Annotated in this window: 17 protein-coding genes, 1 tRNA gene and 3 rRNA genes; 6 read left to right on the top strand and 15 right to left on the bottom strand. The window is 47.8% G+C overall.

What is annotated here, in order from left to right:
* Position 1: 1 nt before the first annotated feature.
* From K0H61_RS00250 to K0H61_RS00230, 5 genes are all read right to left on the bottom strand, one after another.
* Positions 2-652, bottom strand: coding sequence for a type 2 periplasmic-binding domain-containing protein (locus K0H61_RS00250; RefSeq protein ID WP_220050814.1), 651 nt, complete (start codon positions 650-652; stop codon positions 2-4).
* 373 nt (positions 653-1025) lie between these two features.
* The gene (locus tag K0H61_RS00245) at positions 1026-2210 is read right to left on the bottom strand and encodes a BaiN/RdsA family NAD(P)/FAD-dependent oxidoreductase (RefSeq protein ID WP_220050813.1); all 1185 of its coding nucleotides are present in this window, start codon (positions 2208-2210) and stop codon (positions 1026-1028) included.
* Positions 2211-2418: 208 nt separating this feature from the next.
* Complete coding sequence (gene gpsA, locus K0H61_RS00240) at positions 2419-3432, bottom strand: NAD(P)H-dependent glycerol-3-phosphate dehydrogenase (RefSeq protein WP_220050812.1); 1014 nt, start codon at positions 3430-3432, stop codon at positions 2419-2421.
* 4 nt (positions 3433-3436) lie between these two features.
* The gene (secB, locus tag K0H61_RS00235) at positions 3437-3928 is read right to left on the bottom strand and encodes a protein-export chaperone SecB (RefSeq protein WP_220050811.1); all 492 of its coding nucleotides are present in this window, start codon (positions 3926-3928) and stop codon (positions 3437-3439) included.
* 243 nt (positions 3929-4171) lie between these two features.
* Positions 4172-4606: a rhodanese-like domain-containing protein gene (locus K0H61_RS00230; protein ID WP_220050810.1), complete on the bottom strand. Its 435-nt coding sequence runs from the start codon at positions 4604-4606 to the stop codon at positions 4172-4174.
* A gap of 264 nt (positions 4607-4870) precedes the next feature.
* Here K0H61_RS00230 and gpmM point away from each other — a divergent pair, with 264 nt between their 5' ends.
* Genes gpmM through K0H61_RS00210 form a run of 4 tightly spaced genes read left to right on the top strand, consistent with a single transcriptional unit; the run spans position 4871 to position 9571 of the window.
* Complete coding sequence (gpmM, locus tag K0H61_RS00225) at positions 4871-6415, top strand: 2,3-bisphosphoglycerate-independent phosphoglycerate mutase (RefSeq protein ID WP_220050809.1); 1545 nt, start codon at positions 4871-4873, stop codon at positions 6413-6415.
* A gap of 10 nt (positions 6416-6425) precedes the next feature.
* Positions 6426-7559: a murein hydrolase activator EnvC family protein gene (locus K0H61_RS00220; protein ID WP_220050808.1), complete on the top strand. Its 1134-nt coding sequence runs from the start codon at positions 6426-6428 to the stop codon at positions 7557-7559.
* Between the two features lie 47 nt (positions 7560-7606).
* Positions 7607-8806: a S41 family peptidase gene (locus K0H61_RS00215; RefSeq protein ID WP_220050807.1), complete on the top strand. Its 1200-nt coding sequence runs from the start codon at positions 7607-7609 to the stop codon at positions 8804-8806.
* Positions 8807-8818: 12 nt separating this feature from the next.
* The gene (locus tag K0H61_RS00210) at positions 8819-9571 is read left to right on the top strand and encodes a divergent polysaccharide deacetylase family protein (RefSeq protein ID WP_258405980.1); all 753 of its coding nucleotides are present in this window, start codon (positions 8819-8821) and stop codon (positions 9569-9571) included.
* Here the strand turns inward: K0H61_RS00210 and K0H61_RS00205 are convergent.
* The 6 genes from K0H61_RS00205 to K0H61_RS00180 all read right to left on the bottom strand — a co-directional run bounded on the left by K0H61_RS00205 (position 9546) and on the right by K0H61_RS00180 (position 15555).
* Positions 9546-10001 (bottom strand): Rrf2 family transcriptional regulator, encoded by a 456-nt coding sequence (locus K0H61_RS00205; protein ID WP_220050806.1) that lies wholly within the window; start codon positions 9999-10001, stop codon positions 9546-9548. The two genes, K0H61_RS00210 and K0H61_RS00205, sit on opposite strands and share 26 nt — an antisense overlap.
* Positions 10002-10023: 22 nt before the next feature.
* The gene (locus K0H61_RS00200; protein WP_220050805.1) at positions 10024-10278 is read right to left on the bottom strand and encodes a YkgJ family cysteine cluster protein; all 255 of its coding nucleotides are present in this window, start codon (positions 10276-10278) and stop codon (positions 10024-10026) included.
* A 164-nt stretch (positions 10279-10442) separates the two neighbouring features.
* Positions 10443-10519: transfer RNA gene (locus K0H61_RS00195), tRNA-Asp, on the bottom strand.
* A 45-nt stretch (positions 10520-10564) separates the two neighbouring features.
* A 5S ribosomal RNA gene (rrf, locus tag K0H61_RS00190) occupies positions 10565-10680 on the bottom strand.
* A 130-nt stretch (positions 10681-10810) separates the two neighbouring features.
* A 23S ribosomal RNA gene (locus K0H61_RS00185) occupies positions 10811-13703 on the bottom strand.
* A 309-nt stretch (positions 13704-14012) separates the two neighbouring features.
* Positions 14013-15555, bottom strand: a 16S ribosomal RNA gene (locus K0H61_RS00180).
* Together the 16S, 23S and 5S rRNA genes with 1 tRNA gene alongside form the textbook arrangement of a ribosomal RNA operon.
* Positions 15556-16083: 528 nt before the next feature.
* Between K0H61_RS00180 and K0H61_RS00175 the strand changes: the two genes are divergently transcribed.
* Positions 16084-16632 (top strand): gamma carbonic anhydrase family protein, encoded by a 549-nt coding sequence (locus K0H61_RS00175; RefSeq protein ID WP_220050804.1) that lies wholly within the window; start codon positions 16084-16086, stop codon positions 16630-16632.
* A gap of 69 nt (positions 16633-16701) precedes the next feature.
* On the opposite strand, the gene K0H61_RS00170 is transcribed toward K0H61_RS00175, so the two are convergent.
* Positions 16702-16977: a DUF1488 family protein gene (locus K0H61_RS00170; RefSeq protein ID WP_220050803.1), complete on the bottom strand. Its 276-nt coding sequence runs from the start codon at positions 16975-16977 to the stop codon at positions 16702-16704.
* Between the two features lie 9 nt (positions 16978-16986).
* A complete protein-coding gene (aroE, locus tag K0H61_RS00165) occupies positions 16987-17853 on the bottom strand; it encodes a shikimate dehydrogenase (RefSeq protein ID WP_220050802.1) in 867 nt (288 codons plus the stop codon).
* 140 nt (positions 17854-17993) lie between these two features.
* On the opposite strand from aroE, the gene K0H61_RS00160 reads away from it, so the two are divergent.
* Entirely contained in the window at positions 17994-18431 is a 438-nt protein-coding gene (locus K0H61_RS00160; protein WP_220050801.1) for a group II truncated hemoglobin, read from the top strand.
* A 35-nt stretch (positions 18432-18466) separates the two neighbouring features.
* Here the strand turns inward: K0H61_RS00160 and hemF are convergent, their stop codons facing one another.
* Complete coding sequence (gene hemF, locus K0H61_RS00155; RefSeq protein ID WP_220050800.1) at positions 18467-19375, bottom strand: oxygen-dependent coproporphyrinogen oxidase; 909 nt, start codon at positions 19373-19375, stop codon at positions 18467-18469.
* A 27-nt stretch (positions 19376-19402) separates the two neighbouring features.
* Positions 19403-19969: an L-threonylcarbamoyladenylate synthase type 1 TsaC gene (gene tsaC, locus K0H61_RS00150; protein WP_220050799.1), complete on the bottom strand. Its 567-nt coding sequence runs from the start codon at positions 19967-19969 to the stop codon at positions 19403-19405.
* Positions 19970-20280: the final 311 nt, after the last annotated feature.

Raw genomic sequence — 20280 nt, 5'->3', positions numbered from 1 at the left:
CTCATCGAACCACCCCTGAAAATTCATGCTGCTGGATATATTGCTCCCGGATTTCACGGGTACGACCGTTCTTAATCATGGTCTCGAGGATTTGGGATATTTGTGGCAGCAGGGCATCGTGTTTCTGATGGAGGTAATGGTACAAAAACACCATTTGCAAAATAGTGCCACTGTCATGTATCTGAGACAGGTTAAGCTCTCGGATAAGACTTAAGCCCGTTAACCGCGGCATGACCGCGACATCAATCTCACCGTCCACCAGCCAACGCATTAACGTTCGATAATCAGGGGCTTTTTGGTGATTACGGATGATAAGATTCTGTTCCGATAAAAACATGCCATCGATAAATCCAACTCGCAGTGGAATGAGGTCTTCCCAATTTCCTACCTTCAAATCACTTCTTAGGGAAAAGGCTTCAGCTTGTATCACATTAACAGGCACAGGAACTTGGACCAAGGACGGATAAACCCGAGACAAGCCATCTATACGCTGCAATTCACCATCGAACGTACCCGAGGACGATTTACGAATCAATTCAGCTGACGAACCCGAGACGATTTCTATCTCACGATTCAGTAACTTGTAGGCCTCTTGTAAGACTAAAAAACTGACCTGCTCATCTGCGGAATACTCGATCGCTGCGAACGTCAACTTGTTTTCCTCCGAAGCGGCGAAAAAAGAACACAACAGCAGTAAGCGAGTGACTAGTGAATGCCATTTCATAGCCATACACCCATGAGAGTCACATCCTCAAGCAAGTCATTTGCGGAGATAATGAGATTAGAGGTAACAAAGGGCTGCATTATCAAAACCACAGCAACAATTGCTCGTCCAAGAAACCGACTCTCTCCCATTCTTTTATACTCCCGAGCAAACGCTACTAGTCTTAGTAACAAGGTCATTGCTCAGAAGTATAGCGCTTGCTCAGACTTCGGAGGAGAAAGTCTATAAAAATCAGCAGTAATTTATAATTAACTAGTGCCCTATGAGAGAGAACTTAGGATTAGAAGCACAACAAAAAAAACTAAACCGCTTGCCCTGCTGCAACGCCCGATGCCCAGGCCCACTGAAAATTAAAACCGCCGAGCCAACCACTCACGTCCATCACCTCACCGACAAAAAACAGCCCCGGCAGCTTATTTGCTTCCATCGTTTTAGAAGAAAGTTCATGGGTATCTACACCGCCAAGGGTGACTTCGGCGGTGCGGTAACCTTCGGTGCCGTTCATTAATACCGTCCAGCGGTGTAAGTCATCCACCAGCTTGTCGCGTTCGGCATGTACGAGCTGGTTTAACGCTTTGTTCAACAGTTCTTCTTCAAACAGCACTTCCACCAAGCGTTTCGGTAAATACTGACTTAGGGTATTACGCAGGCTCTGCTTTGGATGTGCGGCATGTTGCTGCTCTAGCGTTTGTGCAAGATCCATATTGGGCAGCAGATTGATTTCAATGGTCTCGCCCGCCTTCCAATAGTTGGAGATTTGCAAAACAGCAGGCCCCGATAAGCCTCTATGGGTAAAGAGCAAGGCTTCGCTAAAGCTAGTACCATCCTTGGAGGTAATGCGACTCGGCACTGCAATGCCAGAGAGGGGCTCGAAACGAATTTTATCTTCGCTATGCCACGTGAATGGTACTAGGCCTGCATGGGTTGGCAGCACTTTAAGGCCAAACTGCTCGGCTAGCTGATAACCATAGGGCGTAGCACCTAATTTCGGCATAGATAATCCGCCGGTGGCTATCACTAGTGAGTCACAACTTAACTCGCCACTTGAGGTCTTAAGCTCAAAACGCCCTGTATCGGTCTTACTGACCGATAGAATATCGGTGCGCAGTTTAATGCTTACGCCCGCCCACTCACATTCAGTGAGCAGCATAGTGACTATCTCTTTCGCCGAATCGTTACAGAACAATTGGCCGTGGTCGCGCTCGTGGTACTCGATACCGTGACGCTCAACCAATTCGATAAATTGCTGCGACGGATAACGCGCAAGCGCTGATTTTACAAAGTGAGGATTGCCACAGATAAAGTTAGCAGGCTCAACCTTGAGGTTGGTAAAGTTACAACGGCCACCGCCGCTAATCAGGATTTTACGCCCCGCCTGCTTGGCATTGTCGAGCACTAGCACATCACGGCCTCGGTAACCCGCTGTGGCGGCACACATTAAACCTGCGGCGCCAGCTCCGATAATAATGACATCATGATGTTTCACGCTACTGCTCCAAACCATTGAGACGACACAAGGACGATTTTTGTAGACCTGCGTTTAAGAGTAACGACATTCAATACACTCTCAAACGTCAGAGTCGTTAACAATCAAGCACTAAGAATACTGCTAAAAAATCGCCAATAAAAAAGGGCGCTATTCTAGCACCCTTTCGCTTATTCGGCATTATGGCCGGATCATCACACCTTTCCCTTTAGGTTGGTGTTTCTGATTTCTTTTCTCTGCTGAGGAGTTCTTTTGCCGCATCGAGTGGCGATTTACCCTGGTATAACACCTGATATATCTGCTCAGTGATGGGCATTTCAACATCCATACGCTTAGCCAGCGTAAACACTTCTTTGGTATTGCGATAGCCTTCAACCACTTGACCAATCTCGGTCTGTGCAGTATCCACATCGCAACCTTTACCTAGGGCTAAACCAAAACGACGGTTACGGGATTGATTGTCGGTACAGGTCAACACAAGGTCGCCTAAACCCGCCATTCCCATAAAGGTCGCTGCATTTGCTCCTAGTGCTTCACCAAGGCGCGTCAGTTCAACTAAACCGCGGGTAATCAACGCCGTTCTGGCATTAGCCCCAAAACCAATGCCGTCCGACATACCTGCACCAATGGCGATTACGTTCTTCACCGCGCCACCTAATTGCAGACCGATAAAGTCGTCATTGGCGTATACACGCAGGCGTTTTGGGCTGTGCAGCAATTCGACCAAATCGTCGGTAAATTGAGGACAAGTACCGGCAACCGAAATCGCCGTAGGCAAGCCCATGGCAAGTTCTTTGGCAAACGTTGGGCCAGACAACACCGCTAGCGGATATTGCTCCCCTAAGACATCACGGGCCACATCTTGGAGCAAACGACCGGTTTCAGGCTCGAGACCTTTAGTAGCCCAAACGATGCGAGCATCCTTGCGCAGTAAAGGTTTAGCCTGCGCTAATACCGAGGCAAATACATGGCTCGGCACGACCACTAACACATTGTTACTGGCCGCAAGTGCAGTGGCTAAATCGGCTTCAACCTGGAGGCAATCTGGAAACGCAATACCCGGCAAATAGGCCTGGTTGCATTTGTCCTGAGCCAGAGTTTGCATATGGGCAGCTTCGTGCCCCCACAGCAAGGTTTTATGACCATTGCTGGCTAAAGAGATGGCAAGGGCGGTGCCATAAGAGCCCGCCCCCAACACCGTAATATCGGCAGAGTTTTTCATGTAATTAAGCAGTAGCTTCTTCAGCTTCTGGTGCAGTTGATGCTGCAGCCGCTTGACGTTGTTGCACGTATTGTGCAAACAGTGCATCAAAGTTTACTGGCGCTAGGTTCAGTTGTGGGAAAGTACCACGAGCAACTAAGCTACCAACGGCTTCACGCGCATATGGGAACAGAATATTAGGGCAGTATGCACCTAAAGAGTGAGCTAACTGTGGCTCAGTTAAACCAGCGATAGAGAAGATACCCGCTTGTTGAACTTCACACAGGAATGCAGTTTCGCCAGCGTTTTGTGCAGTAACAGTCAGAGACAGTACAACTTCGTATACGTCGTCAGCTAATTTAGCGCTGCGAGTGTCTAAGTCTAACTTAACTTCTGGGTTCCATTCTTTTTGGAAAACCGCTGGGCTGTTAGGGGTTTCGAAAGAAACATCTTTAGTGTAAACACGTTGGATGTTGAATTGTGGGGCTTGTTGTTCGTTATTTGCTACTTCAGCCATAATTTCCTACCTATCCTATCAATGTTGTGCCAGCTCATGTTGGCTGACTTATATGTTTTTTAGCTCGGGCTTTATTCTTAAGATTCGTTCTTAAAACTACCCAAATTTTCCCTTAGCGGGTATCTAACCCATCTAAAAACTTAAATTAAGCCCTTAGCAACCGCAGGATCTGTATGCCAACAATAATGGGGTTGGTGTTGTGCCTATGATGCGACAACACCATGCATCACTGCCGCCGACAACTTATCTTTTGCTTTTTGAAACAGGCATATTGGCTGCCTGCCATTCACCCATACCACCTTTCAAGTTATACAGGTTCTCAAAACCCTTTTGACTTAAAAGCTGAGCCGCTTGAGACGAAGTCATTCCAGCATTACATACCAATATAATGGGACTGCCTTTATGCTTTTCAAGGGTAGAAATTTGATTATTTTTGATTTCTGCAAGTGTTACGTTAAGTGCATCAACAATATGCCCCTTACGGAAGTCGTCACTTGAACGCACATCGACCACTTTTGCATTTTGTTTGTTCACTAAAATGGTGAGCTCTTGATGGTTGATATTCTTGATTTTAGAGAAGCTAGATTTAACCACTGTGACGACAAACGCAACCAACAAACCTATCCAAGCCAGACTTAACATAGAGTGAGCTTTAAAAAATTCGATATATTCTTGCATCTTTAGGGCCCGTATAAATGGCGAAAATTCGTTTAAGGGCACAGAGTATACCGATTGCCTTAGGAGATTGCAGCTCTTAAGTCACAGTTCGAGACAGCGAGCAAAGCCTGTTGGCTAACGATTCTGTTCATATCAAATGAAATGCGCTTAATTATTGAGTCGATGAACCTAATCTAGGTAAAGCGCTTTGTCGTACTTCGCTTACGTAGTAATATTTGACCAATTTCAGATTTCTTAGATTCTTTAAAACTTAAAGGTATCACCATGACGACAACTAAACGTCCTATCGCGTTGTTGATCCTCGATGGCTGGGGTTACCGTGAAAATACGCATATGAATGCGGTGCATCACGCCAACACACCGGTACTCGACAGACTCAATGCCCAATTTCCCCACGGTTTAATCTCTGGTTCTGGCTTAGATGTTGGCCTGCCGGATGGTCAAATGGGTAACTCTGAAGTAGGCCACATCAACTTAGGTTCTGGCCGTATCGTTTACCAAGAACTGACCCGCATCAGTAAAGCCATTGATGACCACGAGTTCGAAGCGAATCCTGCGCTGTGTAACGCAGTAGATGCCGCCATTAAAGCCAACGGCGCAGTACACATCATGGGTCTGTTATCGCCAGGTGGTGTTCACAGCCACGAAGAACATATCGAAGCCATGTGCCGCATGGCAGTTGAGCGCGGTGCCACTAAAGTTTACCTACATGCTTTCCTAGATGGCCGCGACACGCCACCACGCAGCGCGAAAGGCACCTTAAGCCACTTTAACGACCTGTTTGCGAGCTTAGGCCACGGCCGTATCGCCTCTGTTATTGGTCGTTACTTTGCCATGGACCGTGACAACCGCTGGGATCGTGTATCCCAAGCCTATGAGCTGATCACCCAAGGTAAAGCCAAATTTCAATATGATAACGCTGTGACTGCATTAGAAGCCGCCTACAGCCGTGAAGAGAATGACGAGTTCGTGGCTTCATCTGCTATTGTCGATAACCAAGGTCAAGTAGCCACATTAAATGATGGCGATGCGCTGATTTTCATGAACTTCCGCGCAGACCGTGCTCGCCAGATCACCCGCAGCTTCATCAATCCAGATTTCGACGGTTTCGAACGTGCTGTGACGCCAAAGGTTCACTTTGTCACCCTGACCGAATACGCAGCCGACATCAAAGCACCCATCGCTTATCCGTCTGAAAACTTAGTAAATACTTTAGGTGAAGTGCTGCAAAACCGTGGCCGTACTCAGTTACGTATCTCCGAAACTGAAAAATATGCCCACGTGACCTTTTTCTTCAACGGTGGTAAAGAAGAACCGTTCACTGGTGAAGACCGCATCCTGATCAACTCACCTAAAGTAGCAACCTACGACCTGCAACCTGAAATGAGTTCAACAGAACTGACTGACAAGTTAGTTGCAGCAATCGAATCAAATCAATACGATGTAATCATTTGTAACTACCCTAATGGCGATATGGTTGGTCACACGGGTAACTTTGATGCGGCGGTTAAAGCCTGCGAAGCTGTCGATACCTGTATCGGCCGCGTAGTAGATGCGCTCTCCAAGGTTGGCGGTGAATGTATTATCACTGCAGACCATGGCAACGCTGAGCAAATGACAGACGAGAGTACCGGTCAAGCCCATACTGCACACACCAGCGAGCTAGTGCCCTTTGTGTTTGTTGGCCGTGATGCCACTATCGATGAAGGTGGCAAGCTCAGCGATGTCGCGCCAACCATTCTCCATCTGTTGGGTGAAGCGGTTCCTGCTGAAATGACAGGTAAACCTTTAATTCACGTAAAAGAGTAATAGTGAGCTAGTGAGTATTAGACTCCCCATTAAAGCCAGCATCATCGCTGGCTTTATGATGTTTTCTTGCTTGGCAGACGCTTCTGATTTGGAGAAGCGTCAGTCCGATTTGAAATCGATTCAAGCGCAAATCAATGCTCAACAAAGCGCGCTCAAGAACACCACTAAACAACGGGAAAAACTGCTTTCATTGCTGCGTAGCGATGAAGAAGCCATTGCCGCTGCGGCGAAAAAGGTCAACAGCACCAAAAACAGTCTAGCGCAAATCGATACTTCGCTCGCCGAACTCAAGCAGCGCCAGTCTGAGTTAGAAACCTTGAAGGTGACTCAGCAAAACACCCTGTCAAAACAGCTTTCAAGCGCCTATTTAGCCGGTAATCACGATTACACTAAAATGATGCTAAATCAGCAGAGTCCCGCCAGTATCGAGCGGATGTTGGCCTATTACCAATATCTCAACAAGGCAAGGATGAAATCCATTAATGAGCTCAAACAGACGCTTAATGAGCTGGAAGACATCAAAGCCACTCAAACTAAAAAGCAAAAACAACTCAACAGTTTGATTGCCGAGCAGCAGGTGCAATCTAAGCGCCTGAGCCAAGAACAAAATCAACGTCAAGCAACGCTTAAAGAATTACAACGTACCCTCAACTCTAAGGGCGCGGAACTCGAGCAATTGCAAATTGAAGAGGCCAGCTTAAAGCGGGTCGTCGATCAAGCGCTCAAGGCTTCACGCAGTGTGCCTTCGATGGAAGGTTTTGATAAACAGGGCGGCAAACTCAAATGGCCGACTAAGGGTCGGGTCAGTGCTAGCTTTGGCAGCCCACGCTCGGGCCAAGTCGTCTGGAAAGGCACTTTGCTGTCTGCGCCTGAAGGCCAAAATATTCGCGCAGTTTCTGGCGGTAAGGTGATTTACGCCGATTGGCTAAAGGGGTTTGGTCTCGTGATGGTGGTCGATCACGGCAAAGGCTATATGAGTCTTTATGGTCACGCCCAAGCATTATTAAAAAGCCCTGGCGATATGGTCAAAGCTGGCGATGCAATTGCTTTAGTTGGTCGCTCAGGTGGACAGACAGAGCCTGGCCTATACTTTGAAATTAGGTATAAGGGGCAAGCCGTCGATCCAGCCAAGTACTGTCGCTAATCAGTACTTAGCTAACGTGGTTGTCCCCGAATTTATAGGGGACAGCCATGAATCAATTCATCCGCAATTTTGCCTGTGTCACACTCGGCCTAAGCCTTGGACTGTCCGTTAGCCTCTCTAGCCAAGAGAATGCCAAAACCTACCGCAGTGACTTCGACTATCCCCTATTGCAGGATGTGCTTGAGACTGTCGAAACCTATTATGTAAAAACCCTCACGAAAGAAGAATTAGTACAAGCCGCTATTAAAGGAATATTCGAACACTTAGATCCCTATTCCAGCTTTTTAAATCATCAAGAACTCGTAGATTTGCGCGACAACAATCGCGGTGAATATTTTGGGTTTGGTTTTGAAGTGGCCAGTGATAAAGACAAGATCAGTATCGTTACCCCCTTTGCCAACTCCCCTGCAGAACTTGCAGGTATTGAAGCGGGTGACACTATCGTGAAGTTAAATACAACGTTGGCAACTGAGTCTAATCTTGCCGAAATCCTAGATAAGATTAAGCAACATAGCATTAAAAATCAGAGTATTGAGTTAACGTTAAAACACCGCAACAATGACAAAGAATTTGTGGTGACCCTAAAACCCAGCACTATTACCATCGAATCTGTCAGCAGTAAGTTGCTTAATGGCAATATAGGCTATATCAGGTTATCAAGCTTCCAAGAGAACTCCACCGTGGATATGGTTCGTTCGCTCACGCCATGGCAGCATCAACACTTAAATGGCCTGATCCTCGATTTACGCAACAACCCAGGGGGACTCCTCGACCAGGCCATTAAAATCGCAGATCTCTTTCTTGCCAAGGGCCGTATCGTCTCCACTTCGGGACGTTATTTTGATGCTAACTCAGATTACTATGCATCCCCTAAAACTATGCTTGGTAATGTGCCTATGTTAGTACTTATCAATAAAGGCTCAGCTTCAGCAGCTGAAGTACTCGCAGCAGCATTACAGCAGAATGGCCGCGCTAAATTGCTCGGAGAAACCAGTTTTGGTAAAGGCACTGTTCAGAGTCTTATCCCCATACTTAACGATGGTAACGCTATTAAGCTCACCATTGCCCAATACAACACCCCAAGGGGCGATAATATCCACGATATGGGTATTGTCCCAGATATCAAAATCGCTTCTGGCAGCAGCCAAGATAATCTAGCTATAATCGATGCCATAACAGCACGGACCGATGTTAGCCAAGACAATATCGTCAACACCGCGATAGCTTGGATGAAACACCACGACTAATAAGTGAGCACAGTGCGCCTACAAACTATTCTGACCCTTGGGATGCTTTTTATCGCACCCAGCCATGCCGCGCAAATCGCCCTAATAATGGATGACATCGGTGATCGCAAAGCCGATGTCGACGTGCTAACGCTTCCACCTTCGGTCACACTATCCGTCTTACCCTATACCCCATTAACAACCAAACTGGCAGAGATAGGACACGAAAAAGGCCATGAAATCATGCTGCATTTACCCATGCAGGCATTGAACGGTAAAGCGATGGGTTCCGGTGGGCTCACCAGTGAAATGGGTGAAGATGAATTTCGCCAACAAGTACTATCTGCACTCGCCAGCGTTCCCCATGTCAAAGGGGTAAATAATCATATGGGTAGTCTGTTAACCCAAATGGGGCAACCTATGACGTGGTTAATGGATACTCTTAAGCAACAGCAAGTGTATTTTATCGATAGCAGGACAACACAATATACAATTGCTGAAACAAGTGCACAAAAGGCAGGGGTACCAGTACTGGCACGTAAACTATTTCTCGATAACGACGTCAGCGAACAGGCAATAGAATCGCAATTCAACTTAATGATTCAACAGGCACATATTCAAGGGCAGCTTGTAGTTATTGCTCATCCCTATCCACAAACGATTAAATTTTTAAGGGCGAATATCGAACGGTTAGAGCTGGAAGGAATTCAGCTAGTCACACCAACTCAACTCCTGAGCAGCAAGTTTGCTTTACAACCTGTTAGTCCAACTTTAAGACTGAAATAGACAGATCGGGCAATAATGCCATCAATTCATCTTTGTTGGTCACAATGTCCTGCAGACAGTATTGATCAAGCACACCAAGATAAGCTTCCACCGCCTTGGCTAACACACCTTTAAGTTGGCAAGCTGGGGTGAATTTGCAATAGGGTTTACTACAATCGATAGGAGCTAAAGAGTGTTCAAGCACACGCACCAATTGCCCTAGGTTAATCTCTGACGCAGGCTTGCCCAAACGAAAACCACCCATTTTCCCTCGAATGGTCTCTAAATAACCGAGTTTTCCTAAGTGATGCACAATCTTAGAAACATGATTAGGAGATAAATCAAAAACCTGAGTAATTTCAGCGATTCGAAACAGCGTACTTCTGTCAGGCTGTATTGCTAAGTACATCAAGGTACGAATGCCAAAATCGGTATAGCGAGTTAACTGCATATTTCACCTGCCTGTGACAACACTACTGTGTAGTCTGAGATTCGAGGTGGGTAATCAACCACAATGCCTCTTCATTTGAATGACCACAGACATCCAAAGTAGCCTCAAATTCACTACAAACCGCGGGGCGATCCTTTGACCCGAATATCAAACATAAATTGTCTTCGCTTAATTGCACGCAACGCTCACCAGCAGCCTTTCCTTCAGGCATACCTGGAATAGCACTACTAATCGACGGCGCTATACAACAAGCACCACAACCAAGACGACAATTCATTTTGATGACTCTTACCTACTACAAGACATTATACCGTTTAATGCAAGCTACGGCAGGATCATACCCCAATACTGCTAGCTTGCGCACAAGCTTAAGTTGATAAGCCTACAGAAACGCATAAAATAAAAAAGCCTCATCTTTCGATGAGGCTTATCTCTTTGTGTTGGCGGAGCGGACGGGACTCGAACCCGCGACCCCCGGCGTGACAGGCCGGTATTCTAACCAACTGAACTACCGCTCCAACTCTTTATGGTGCTACTTACTTCAAGTAGAGACCAAATTAGGCGCTTGGCGATGACCTACTCTCACATGGGGAGACCCCACACTACCATCGGCGCGATTGCGTTTCACTTCTGAGTTCGGGATGGGATCAGGTGGGACCACAATGCTATTGTCACCAAGCAAATTTGTTATTTACTTACCCGTCTTATCTTTGCGCAGGCAGTAAATTAAATTCGGAAAGCTGTTTGAGTCACTTCTTAAGTGTTTGTATTCTATCTAAGTACGACTTAGTAAAACCCATCTGGGTTGTATGGTTAAGCCTCTCGAGTCATTAGTATCAGTTAGCTCAACGCCTCACAACGCTTACACACCTGACCTATCAACGTCCTAGTCTCGAACGGCTCTTTAGTGGACTTAAAGTCCAAGGGATGACTCATCTTGGGGCTCGCTTCCCGCTTAGATGCTTTCAGCGGTTATCGATTCCGAACATAGCTACCGGGCAATGCCATTGGCATGACAACCCGAACACCAGCGGTTCGTTCACTCCGGTCCTCTCGTACTAGGAGCAACTCCCCTCAATCATCCAACGCCCACGGCAGATAGGGACCGAACTGTCTCACGACGTTCTGAACCCAGCTCGCGTACCACTTTAAATGGCGAACAGCCATACCCTTGGGACCGACTTCAGCCCCAGGATGTGATGAGCCGACATCGAGGTGCCAAACACCGCCGTCGATATGAACTCTTGGGCGGTATCAGCCTGTTATCCCCGGAGTACCTTTTATCCGTTGAGCGATGGCCCTTCCATTCAGAACCACCGGATCACTATGACCTACTTTCGTACCTGCTCGACGTGTCTGTCTCGCAGTTAAGCTGGCTTATGCCATTGCACTAACCGTACGATGTCCGACCGTACTTAGCCAACCTTCGTGCTCCTCCGTTACTCTTTGGGAGGAGACCGCCCCAGTCAAACTACCCACCAGGCACTGTCCTCAACCCCGATAAGGGGCCAGAGTTAGAACATCAACACTACAAGGGTGGTATTTCAAGGACGACTCCACGAGAACTAGCGTTCCCGCTTCAAAGTCTCCCACCTATCCTACACATGTAGGGTCAATGTTCAGTGCCAAGCTATAGTAAAGGTTCACGGGGTCTTTCCGTCTAGCCGCGGGTATACGGCATCTTCACCGCAATTTCAACTTCACTGAGTCTCGGCTGGAGACAGCGTGGCCATCATTACGCCATTCGTGCAGGTCGGAACTTACCCGACAAGGAATTTCGCTACCTTAGGACCGTTATAGTTACGGCCGCCGTTTACCGGGGCTTCGATCATGAGCTTCTCTTGCGATAACCCAATCAATTAACCTTCCGGCACCGGGCAGGCGTCACACCGTATACGTCATCTTGCGATTTTGCACAGTGCTGTGTTTTTGATAAACAGTTGCAGCCACCTGGTATCTGCGACTGCCGTCAGCTTAGGGAGCAAGTCCCATCACCAACAGCAGCGTACCTTCTCCCGAAGTTACGGTACCATTTTGCCTAGTTCCTTCAGCCGAGTTCTCTCAAGCGCCTTGGTATTCTCTACCCGACCACCTGTGTCGGTTTGGGGTACGATTCCCGCTAACCTGAAGCTTAGAAGATTTTCCTGGAAGCATGGCATCAACTACTTCAGTCCCGTAGGACCTCGTCATCAGCTCTCAGTGTATAGTGACCCGGATTTGCCTAAGTCACCCACCTACCACCTTAAACGCGGACTACCAACGCCGCGCTAGCCTAGCCTTCTCCGTCTCTCCATCGCAGTTAGCGGAAGTACAGAAATATTAATCTGTTTCCCATCGACTACGCCTTTCGGCCTCGCCTTAGGGGTCGACTCACCCTGCCCCGATTAACGTTGGACAGGAACCCTTGGTCTTTCGGCGAGGGGGTTTTTCACCCCCTTTATCGTTACTCATGTCAGCATTCGCACTTCTGATACCTCCAGCGTGGGTTACCCCTTCACCTTCAACGGCTTACAGAACGCTCCTCTACCGCGCAACCCTAATGGATTGCACCCGTAGCTTCGGTGGTATGTTTAGCCCCGTTACATCTTCCGCGCAGGCCGACTCGACTAGTGAGCTATTACGCTTTCTTTAAATGATGGCTGCTTCTAAGCCAACATCCTAGCTGTCTAAGCCTTCCCACATCGTTTCCCACTTAACATACACTTTGGGACCTTAGCTGACGGTCTGGGTTGTTTCCCTTTTGACGACGGACGTTAGCACCCGCCGTCTGTCTCCCGGATAGCACTCTTTGGTATTCGGAGTTTGCAAAGGGTTGGTAAGTCGGGATGACCCCCTAGCCTTAACAGTGCTCTACCCCCAAAGGTGTTCGTCCGAGGCGCTACCTAAATAGCTTTCGAGGAGAACCAGATATCTCCCGGTTTGATTGGCCTTTCACCCCCAGCCACAAGTCATCCGCTAATTTTTCAACATTAGTCGGTTCGGTCCTCCAGTTGATGTTACTCAACCTTCAACCTGCCCATGGCTAGATCACCGGGTTTCGGGTCTACGCCTTGCAACTAAACGCGCAGTTAACACTCGGTTTCCCTACGGCTCCGCTATTCGCTTAACCTCGCTACAAAACGTAAGTCGCTGACCCATTATACAAAAGGTACGCAGTCACGGTCTCAAGAACCGCTCCCACTGCTTGTACGTATACGGTTTCAGGTTCTATTTCACTCCCCTCACAGGGGTTCTTTTCGCCTTTCCCTCACGGTACTGGTTCACTATCGGTCAGTCAGGAGTATTTAGCCTTGGAGGATGGTCCCCCCATATTCAAACAGGATATCACGTGTCCCGCCTTACTCGATTTCATCAAAGGTTAGTTTTCGTGTACGGGGCTATCACCCTGTGCCGCTGGACTTTCCAGACCATTCCACTAACACCCCTCTGACTTAAGGGCTAATCCCCGTTCGCTCGCCGCTACTAGGGGAATCTCGGTTGATTTCTTTTCCTAAGGGTACTTAGATGTTTCAGTTCCCCTCGTTCGCCTCACTACACTATGTATTCATGTAGTGATAACAGCTTATGCTGCTGGGTTCCCCCATTCGGACATCGTTAGCTCAAATGCTTGTTACTAGCTCGCCAACGCTTTTCGCAAGTTACTACGTCCTTCATCGCCTCTGACTGCCAAGGCATCCACCGTATACGCTTAGTCGCTTAACCATACAACCCAAATGAGTTTCACTCACCTAGGTCGTTGCGACCAGCTGGTTTTACTTGTCTCATTTCCGACCAAGGAAATGGACTCGCCTTAGACTTGAATATTCAAGACACTTAAAAAGTGTTTTAAGAACTCAATTTTTTCGTATTAACACAACGACAGACATCATTGTATTAATTACTATCAGCTTTCCAAATTGTTAAAGAACAATGCTTACCGGCATGCGGTGCATTTCGCTCTCCCTTCCCTTACAGGAAGTTCAACAAGCCATCTGTGTGAACACTCAACAAACATCGAGTTAGTCGTATAGGTAAGGAGGTGATCCAGCCCCAGGTTCCCCTAGGGCTACCTTGTTACGACTTCACCCCAGTCATGAACCACAAAGTGGTGAGCGCCCTCCCGAAGGTTAAGCTACCCACTTCTTTTGCAGCCCACTCCCATGGTGTGACGGGCGGTGTGTACAAGGCCCGGGAACGTATTCACCGTGACATTCTGATTCACGATTACTAGCGATTCCGACTTCATGGAGTCGAGTTGCAGACTCCAATCCGGACTACGACGAGCTTTGTGAGATTAGCTCCACCTCGCGGCTTTGCAACCCTCTGTACTCGCCATTGTAGCACGTGTGTAGCCCTACTCGTAAGGGCCATGATGACTTGACGTCGTCCCCACCTTCCTCCGGTTTATCACCGGCAGTCTCCCTAGAGTTCCCGCCATTACGCGCTGGCAAATAAGGATAGGGGTTGCGCTCGTTGCGGGACTTAACCCAACATTTCACAACACGAGCTGACGACAGCCATGCAGCACCTGTCTCAGAGTTCCCGAAGGCACTAAGCTATCTCTAGCGAATTCTCTGGATGTCAAGAGTAGGTAAGGTTCTTCGCGTTGCATCGAATTAAACCACATGCTCCACCGCTTGTGCGGGCCCCCGTCAATTCATTTGAGTTTTAACCTTGCGGCCGTACTCCCCAGGCGGTCTACTTAATGCGTTAGCTTGAGAGCCCAGTGTTCAAGACACCAAACTCCGAGTAGACATCGTTTACGGCGTGGACTACCAGGGTATCTAATCCTGTTTGCTCCCCACGCTTTCGTGCCTGAGCGTCAGTCTTTGTCCAGGGGGCCGCCTTCGCCACCGGTATTCCTCCAGATCTCTACGCATTTCACCGCTACACCTGGAATTCTACCCCCCTCTACAAGACTCTAGTCGACCAGTTCGAAATGCAATTCCCAGGTTGAGCCCGGGGCTTTCACATCTCGCTTAATCAACCGCCTGCGCACGCTTTACGCCCAGTAATTCCGATTAACGCTTGGACCCTCCGTATTACCGCGGCTGCTGGCACGGAGTTAGCCGGTCCTTCTTCTGTAGGTAACGTCACAGCTGCAAGGTATTAACTTACAACCTTTCCTCCCTACTGAAAGTGCTTTACAACCCGAAGGCCTTCTTCACACACGCGGCATGGCTGCATCAGGGTTTCCCCCATTGTGCAATATTCCCCACTGCTGCCTCCCGTAGGAGTCTGGGCCGTGTCTCAGTCCCAGTGTGGCTGATCATCCTCTCAGAACAGCTAGGGATCGTCGCCTTGGTGAGCCATTACCTCACCAACTAGCTAATCCCACCTAGGTTCATCCAATCGCGGAAGGCCCGAAGGTCCCCTCCTTTCCCCCGTAGGGCGTATGCGGTATTAGCAGTCGTTTCCAACTGTTATCCCCCACGACTGGGCAGATCCCTAGGCATTACTCACCCGTCCGCCGCTCGCCACCTCAGGAACAAGTTCCCTTGTGCTGCCGCTCGACTTGCATGTGTTAGGCCTGCCGCCAGCGTTCAATCTGAGCCATGATCAAACTCTTCAATTAAAAGTTTTTTTGTTTAACTCGCGTTAAACGACTCAATGAATTCTGATTTGCTGCTTCGACTCGAAAGTCAAAACAAACTGTACATATTGCTATGAACACTCATTCATTGATTTAATTCTTTGATTACTCGCCAAACGGCAGAGTAATTTCGATTAACTCAACACCTGTGAGTGTCCACACAGATTTCTTGTTTAGATTGTTAAAGAGCATTTGACCTCAAGCTTCGCGTTACCGCTCAGCGGGTCAGGGCTGCGTATTCTACGCATTTCCCATTTCGCGTCAAGGAGTTTTTTCAACTTCTTTTCGCACTTGAATCGTTCGCTTAAAAGCTGTTCGATTCAAGCTGAATCAGCATTCGCTTTCGCGCTCTGCCGTGTCAGTGGATGCGCATTATAGGGAGCCTGAGTTTTTGCGCAACCCTTAATTTAAAGATAATTGCTATTTTCGCGCTGTTCGTTGGAAATTTGACCTGACCTGTCAGTTTTTAACCTTTATAATGTGATAAAACACTCAATTAGGGACTTTTTTATGTCAGCGTCACTCAGATCTTATCAAGGAATTCGGCCACAATTAGCAGATAACGTATATATAGATGAGTCTTGTGTACTCGTTGGAGATATTGCCTTAGATAATGACGCCAGTATTTGGCCTATGGTGGCTGCGCGTGGTGACGTAAACCACATCCGTATCGGTAAGCGTTCAAATGTGCAAGACGGTAGCGTATTGCATGTGACTCGCAAATCAGCTTCTCGTCCAGATGGTCATCCGTTGCTCATTGGCGATGATGTAACGATTGGTCATAAGGCAATGTTACACGGCTGCAAGGTTGGTAACCGCGTATTAGTAGGCATGGGCGCAATTATTCTCGATGGCGCGGTTTTAGAAGATGATGTGATTTTAGGTGCGGGTTCTTTAGTCCCACCAGGCAAAGTTTTACAAAGTGGCTACTTATATGTGGGCAGCCCTGTCAAGCAAGCTAGACCGTTAACTGAAGCGGAGCTTAAGTTCTTACCTGAATCAGCAGATAACTACGTGCGTCTGAAAAACGAATATCTGGCAGAGCCTAAATCAGAGTAATGATTTAGGATCTATGGGATGGCTGAATAACCTTATTAGTCTCAGCCATCCCTATGTTTGAATCTGCGTTTAACCTAAGTGCACCGCACCAAACTCATCAAACTCTTCTGCTTCGATTAGCTCTTCTGCCATTTCTTCAGCATCAAATCTCACCGCATCGAACAGCGCTAACATTGCTGCCGCTTCGTCTGCCCTAGGCTGTGGCGAGAAATCATTTAACTGCGCCAGCTTTTCTGCACTGATATAACATTTGATATTCATCCCTTGAAGTTGAGCGATAAAACAGATTTGTTTGTTGTTATCGTCCCAATATTGCAGATCGGGGAACAGGACACTTTGATTCATTACACTTGCCTATTTGCTGACTTTACCAAGTTGCTCTCTTAATAAGTTAAGCACCCTTTGGCTATCTGGCTCAATACCCCGCCACAAAGCAAAGCTTTTCGCCGCCTGACCAACGAGCATTCCGAGGCCATCAATCACCTTTGCTGCACCTTGGGATAAGGCCCATTGATTAAATGTGGTTAGCTCGGCGCCATACATCATGTCGTAGCAGACCGTATGAGTCCCGATTACAGATGGTGAAATTGCAGGTAATTCGCCCACAAGACTAGCGGAGGTCGAATTGATCACCACATCATACTCGCCTGATAATTCATGGGTTGCGACTGCACTCAACTTATCGCGATAAAGAACAGCCTCAACCTCGCTAAAGATATCAACTAACTGCTGCGCTTTACATTGGGTACGATTAGTGATGACAAGTTGCCCTATCCCCGCCCCGAGCAAAGGCAAGATACAACCCCTCGCCGCACCACCCGCACCGACCAACAACACTTTTTGATGATGCAGACCGCCAAGGTTTGCCGTGAGATCGGCAACCAAGCCTAAGCCATCAGTGTTATCTCCCCGAATAGTGCCATCATCCTGCAAGATCAGCGTGTTTACCGCACCCGCTATCTCAGCTTCCGCACTCAAACTTTGGCAAAGCGCAAATGCCTGCTCCTTAAATGGCACAGTCACATTCGCCCCTTTACCACCGCTGCTAAAGAAGTGACGGAGCGATTCTTCAAAGCCATCAACGGGAGCAAGGATAGCCTCATAGGTCATGGCTTGATGCGTCATGGCGGCAAATTGGCCGTGGATGAATGGCGATTTACTGTGGTTAATGGGGTTACCGAAAACGGCGTATTTGTCTGTCTTAACCGATCTTGCTGTCATTAATGCTTTCCTGCCATGAATGCTTTGTAGTGACTGGGCTGATTTGGCAGTCTACCGCGCTTTTGGCTCTGCGCAACAGCAATTATCCGAACGCCTGTTTCAAGCTATAATGCACCATTGCTTCATAGACGATAGATAAGATGAATTGGCTAAAAAAGATTTTTACTAAACATGCAACACCTCAAGATGACCGAGACCCAACGCAATCCAATGCTTACGATTTGATTGGTGGCGACAAAGTCATTAAGGCGATTGCAAAGAGTTTTTACCAGAAGATGGCTTCTTCCGACGAAACCCAAGCATTGTTTGCCCTGCATAGAGCCCCTATCGCGGAGTCAGAACAAAAGCTATATGAGTTTTTAAGTGGTTGGCTCGGTGGACCGCAGTTGTACCAGCAAAAGTATGGGCACCCTGCACTGCGCGCTCGCCATATGCCCTTTGCCGTCGATGAAGCGATGCGGGATCAATGGCTATTCTGCATGAAATTTGCCATTGATGAACATATAAAAAAGCCAGAGCATCGTGCCGCCATTTTTGAGGCGATTTCTACTCTGGCCGATCATATGCGTAATCAATAGGATTTAATTACGAAGTCAACGCTGACATTCAGTGCTTATACCCAGTCGCGAGGTTTGAGGTAGTTATCGTACAAATCTGCCTCAGGACTCCCTGCCTCAGGTGTATAGGCATACTGCCAACGCACTAAGGGCGGCATCGACATCAGAATGGATTCAGTACGACCACCCGTTTGTAGGCCAAATAGTGTTCCACGATCATAGACCAAGTTAAATTCCACGTAACGACCACGGCGGTAGAGTTGGAATTCACGCTCACGCTCGCCATAGACTACGTCTTTACGGCGCTCAACAATTGGCGTATAGGCTTTTAGAAAGCCATTCCCCACCGCCTGCATAAATGCAAAACTGCTATCAAAGCCTGCTTGGTTAAGGTCGTCGAAAAACAGACCACCCACACCGCGGGTTTCATTGCGATGTGGTAGGAAGAAATAATCATCACACCACTTTTTATATTTTGGATAAACATCATCACCAAAGGGCAAGCACAGGTTCTTAGCAGTTTGGTGCCACTCTCTAACATCCTCTTCAAAGGGATAGTAAGGTGTTAAATCGAAACCACCACCGAACCACCAAACCGGATCAGCGCCCTCTTTATGGGCAATGAAGAAGCGTACGTTAGCGTGGGTGGTTGGGATGTAGGGATTATTTGGATGAATAACCAAAGACACCCCCATAGCCTCAAAGCTTCGGCCAGCCAATTCTGGGCGATGTGCAGTCGCCGATGCGGGCATTGCTGCGCCAGTCACATGGGAGAAGTTCACCCCAGCTTGCTCGAAAACCGCACCTTGAGTTAACACGCGGCTTGTACCACCGCCGCCTTCAGCGCGTGTCCAAGAATCTGCAGCAAAGGTGGCTTTACCATCTAATTGCTCCAACCCAACACAAATTCGTTGTTGCAGGTTGAGAAGAAACGCTTTTACGACTGACGCATCTGGCAAACTCATCTGTTTATCATCCTTACTAGGGTTCAGTTATTGTCCATTACGAAAAATTTTGCCGCTGCGGGCATCGATAATCGTTGAAGGCTGGCGCTGCTGACCTAAAGAGCCCAGCACTAAAGCATCGATTTTATTGTCGAAATCCTTCAGGATTTGCTCACCACTCAATGCGGGATTTTCCCCCGCCAAGTTAGCGCTGGTCGAAACTAAGGGTTTGCCCAAAGCCTCACACATAGATCTTACGCCTTCGTGCGCGGACACCCGAACCGCAATCGAATCAAACTCTCCGCATAAAAAACGTGAGACATGGGATTTAATCGGCATCACAAAGGTAAAGGGGCCCGGCCACTTAGAAAATGCAAACTCGAGTTGCTCTGCGGTTAGCTGTGAGTCATCAACATAGGCAAGGAGCTGCTTAAAATCACTGGCAACCAGAATCAGCCCTTTTTGCCATGGACGCTGCTTTACGGCCAAAAGCTTTTGAATTGCCTCATCATTATCGGGATCACAACCTAAACCATAAACGGCTTCGGTTGGATAGGCGATCACGCCACCATTAAGTACAACATCGTTAATTTCTGATGGGTGTAGCTGCAACATCTTAACAATTACCTTTTAGCGTTTGATGAGTTCAACAAGTAAATATCAACTATTGATAGTCCCATCCATGGAGAATTTGAATTATACCCACACAAGACACCTCGGCCAACGGTTTGGCACTAGGGCGCGTTGACGTTTTGAGATTAAATTTTGTTCGTTCTGGCAAGCTCGTACTCGCGAAACGAGAAATGACGTGTAGTTATTCTACTCAAATGACGAGCGGCTCTTGTGTAAAAGAGCAAGAGTAAGTGCTTGCCAGACGAACCCTTCGGGCAGCGTTTGGCTGACGTTTCTGCTACGTTATCGTCCGT

The organism is Shewanella acanthi, assembly GCF_019457475.1.
GTDB lineage: Bacteria > Pseudomonadota > Gammaproteobacteria > Enterobacterales > Shewanellaceae > Shewanella > Shewanella acanthi.
This window is presented reverse-complemented; position numbering and strand designations above follow the sequence as displayed.

Bases quoted from the DNA above. Each gene is read 5' to 3' on its own strand.
- K0H61_RS00160 (WP_220050801.1), top strand. From the start codon at position 17,994: ATGAATTGGCTAAAAAAGATTTTTACTAAACATGCAACACCTCAAGAT.
- aroE (WP_220050802.1), bottom strand. From the start codon at position 17,853: ATGACAGCAAGATCGGTTAAGACAGACAAATACGCCGTTTTCGGTAAC.
- gpsA (WP_220050812.1), bottom strand. From the start codon at position 3,432: ATGAAAAACTCTGCCGATATTACGGTGTTGGGGGCGGGCTCTTATGGC.
- secB (WP_220050811.1), bottom strand. From the start codon at position 3,928: ATGGCTGAAGTAGCAAATAACGAACAACAAGCCCCACAATTCAACATC.
- K0H61_RS00170 (WP_220050803.1), bottom strand. From the start codon at position 16,977: ATGAATCAAAGTGTCCTGTTCCCCGATCTGCAATATTGGGACGATAAC.
- K0H61_RS00175 (WP_220050804.1), top strand. From the start codon at position 16,084: ATGTCAGCGTCACTCAGATCTTATCAAGGAATTCGGCCACAATTAGCA.
- K0H61_RS00205 (WP_220050806.1), bottom strand. From the start codon at position 10,001: ATGCAGTTAACTCGCTATACCGATTTTGGCATTCGTACCTTGATGTAC.
- K0H61_RS00230 (WP_220050810.1), bottom strand. From the start codon at position 4,606: ATGCAAGAATATATCGAATTTTTTAAAGCTCACTCTATGTTAAGTCTG.
- gpmM (WP_220050809.1), top strand. From the start codon at position 4,871: ATGACGACAACTAAACGTCCTATCGCGTTGTTGATCCTCGATGGCTGG.
- K0H61_RS00215 (WP_220050807.1), top strand. From the start codon at position 7,607: ATGAATCAATTCATCCGCAATTTTGCCTGTGTCACACTCGGCCTAAGC.
- hemF (WP_220050800.1), bottom strand. From the start codon at position 19,375: ATGAGTTTGCCAGATGCGTCAGTCGTAAAAGCGTTTCTTCTCAACCTG.
- tsaC (WP_220050799.1), bottom strand. From the start codon at position 19,969: ATGTTGCAGCTACACCCATCAGAAATTAACGATGTTGTACTTAATGGT.
- K0H61_RS00200 (WP_220050805.1), bottom strand. From the start codon at position 10,278: ATGAATTGTCGTCTTGGTTGTGGTGCTTGTTGTATAGCGCCGTCGATT.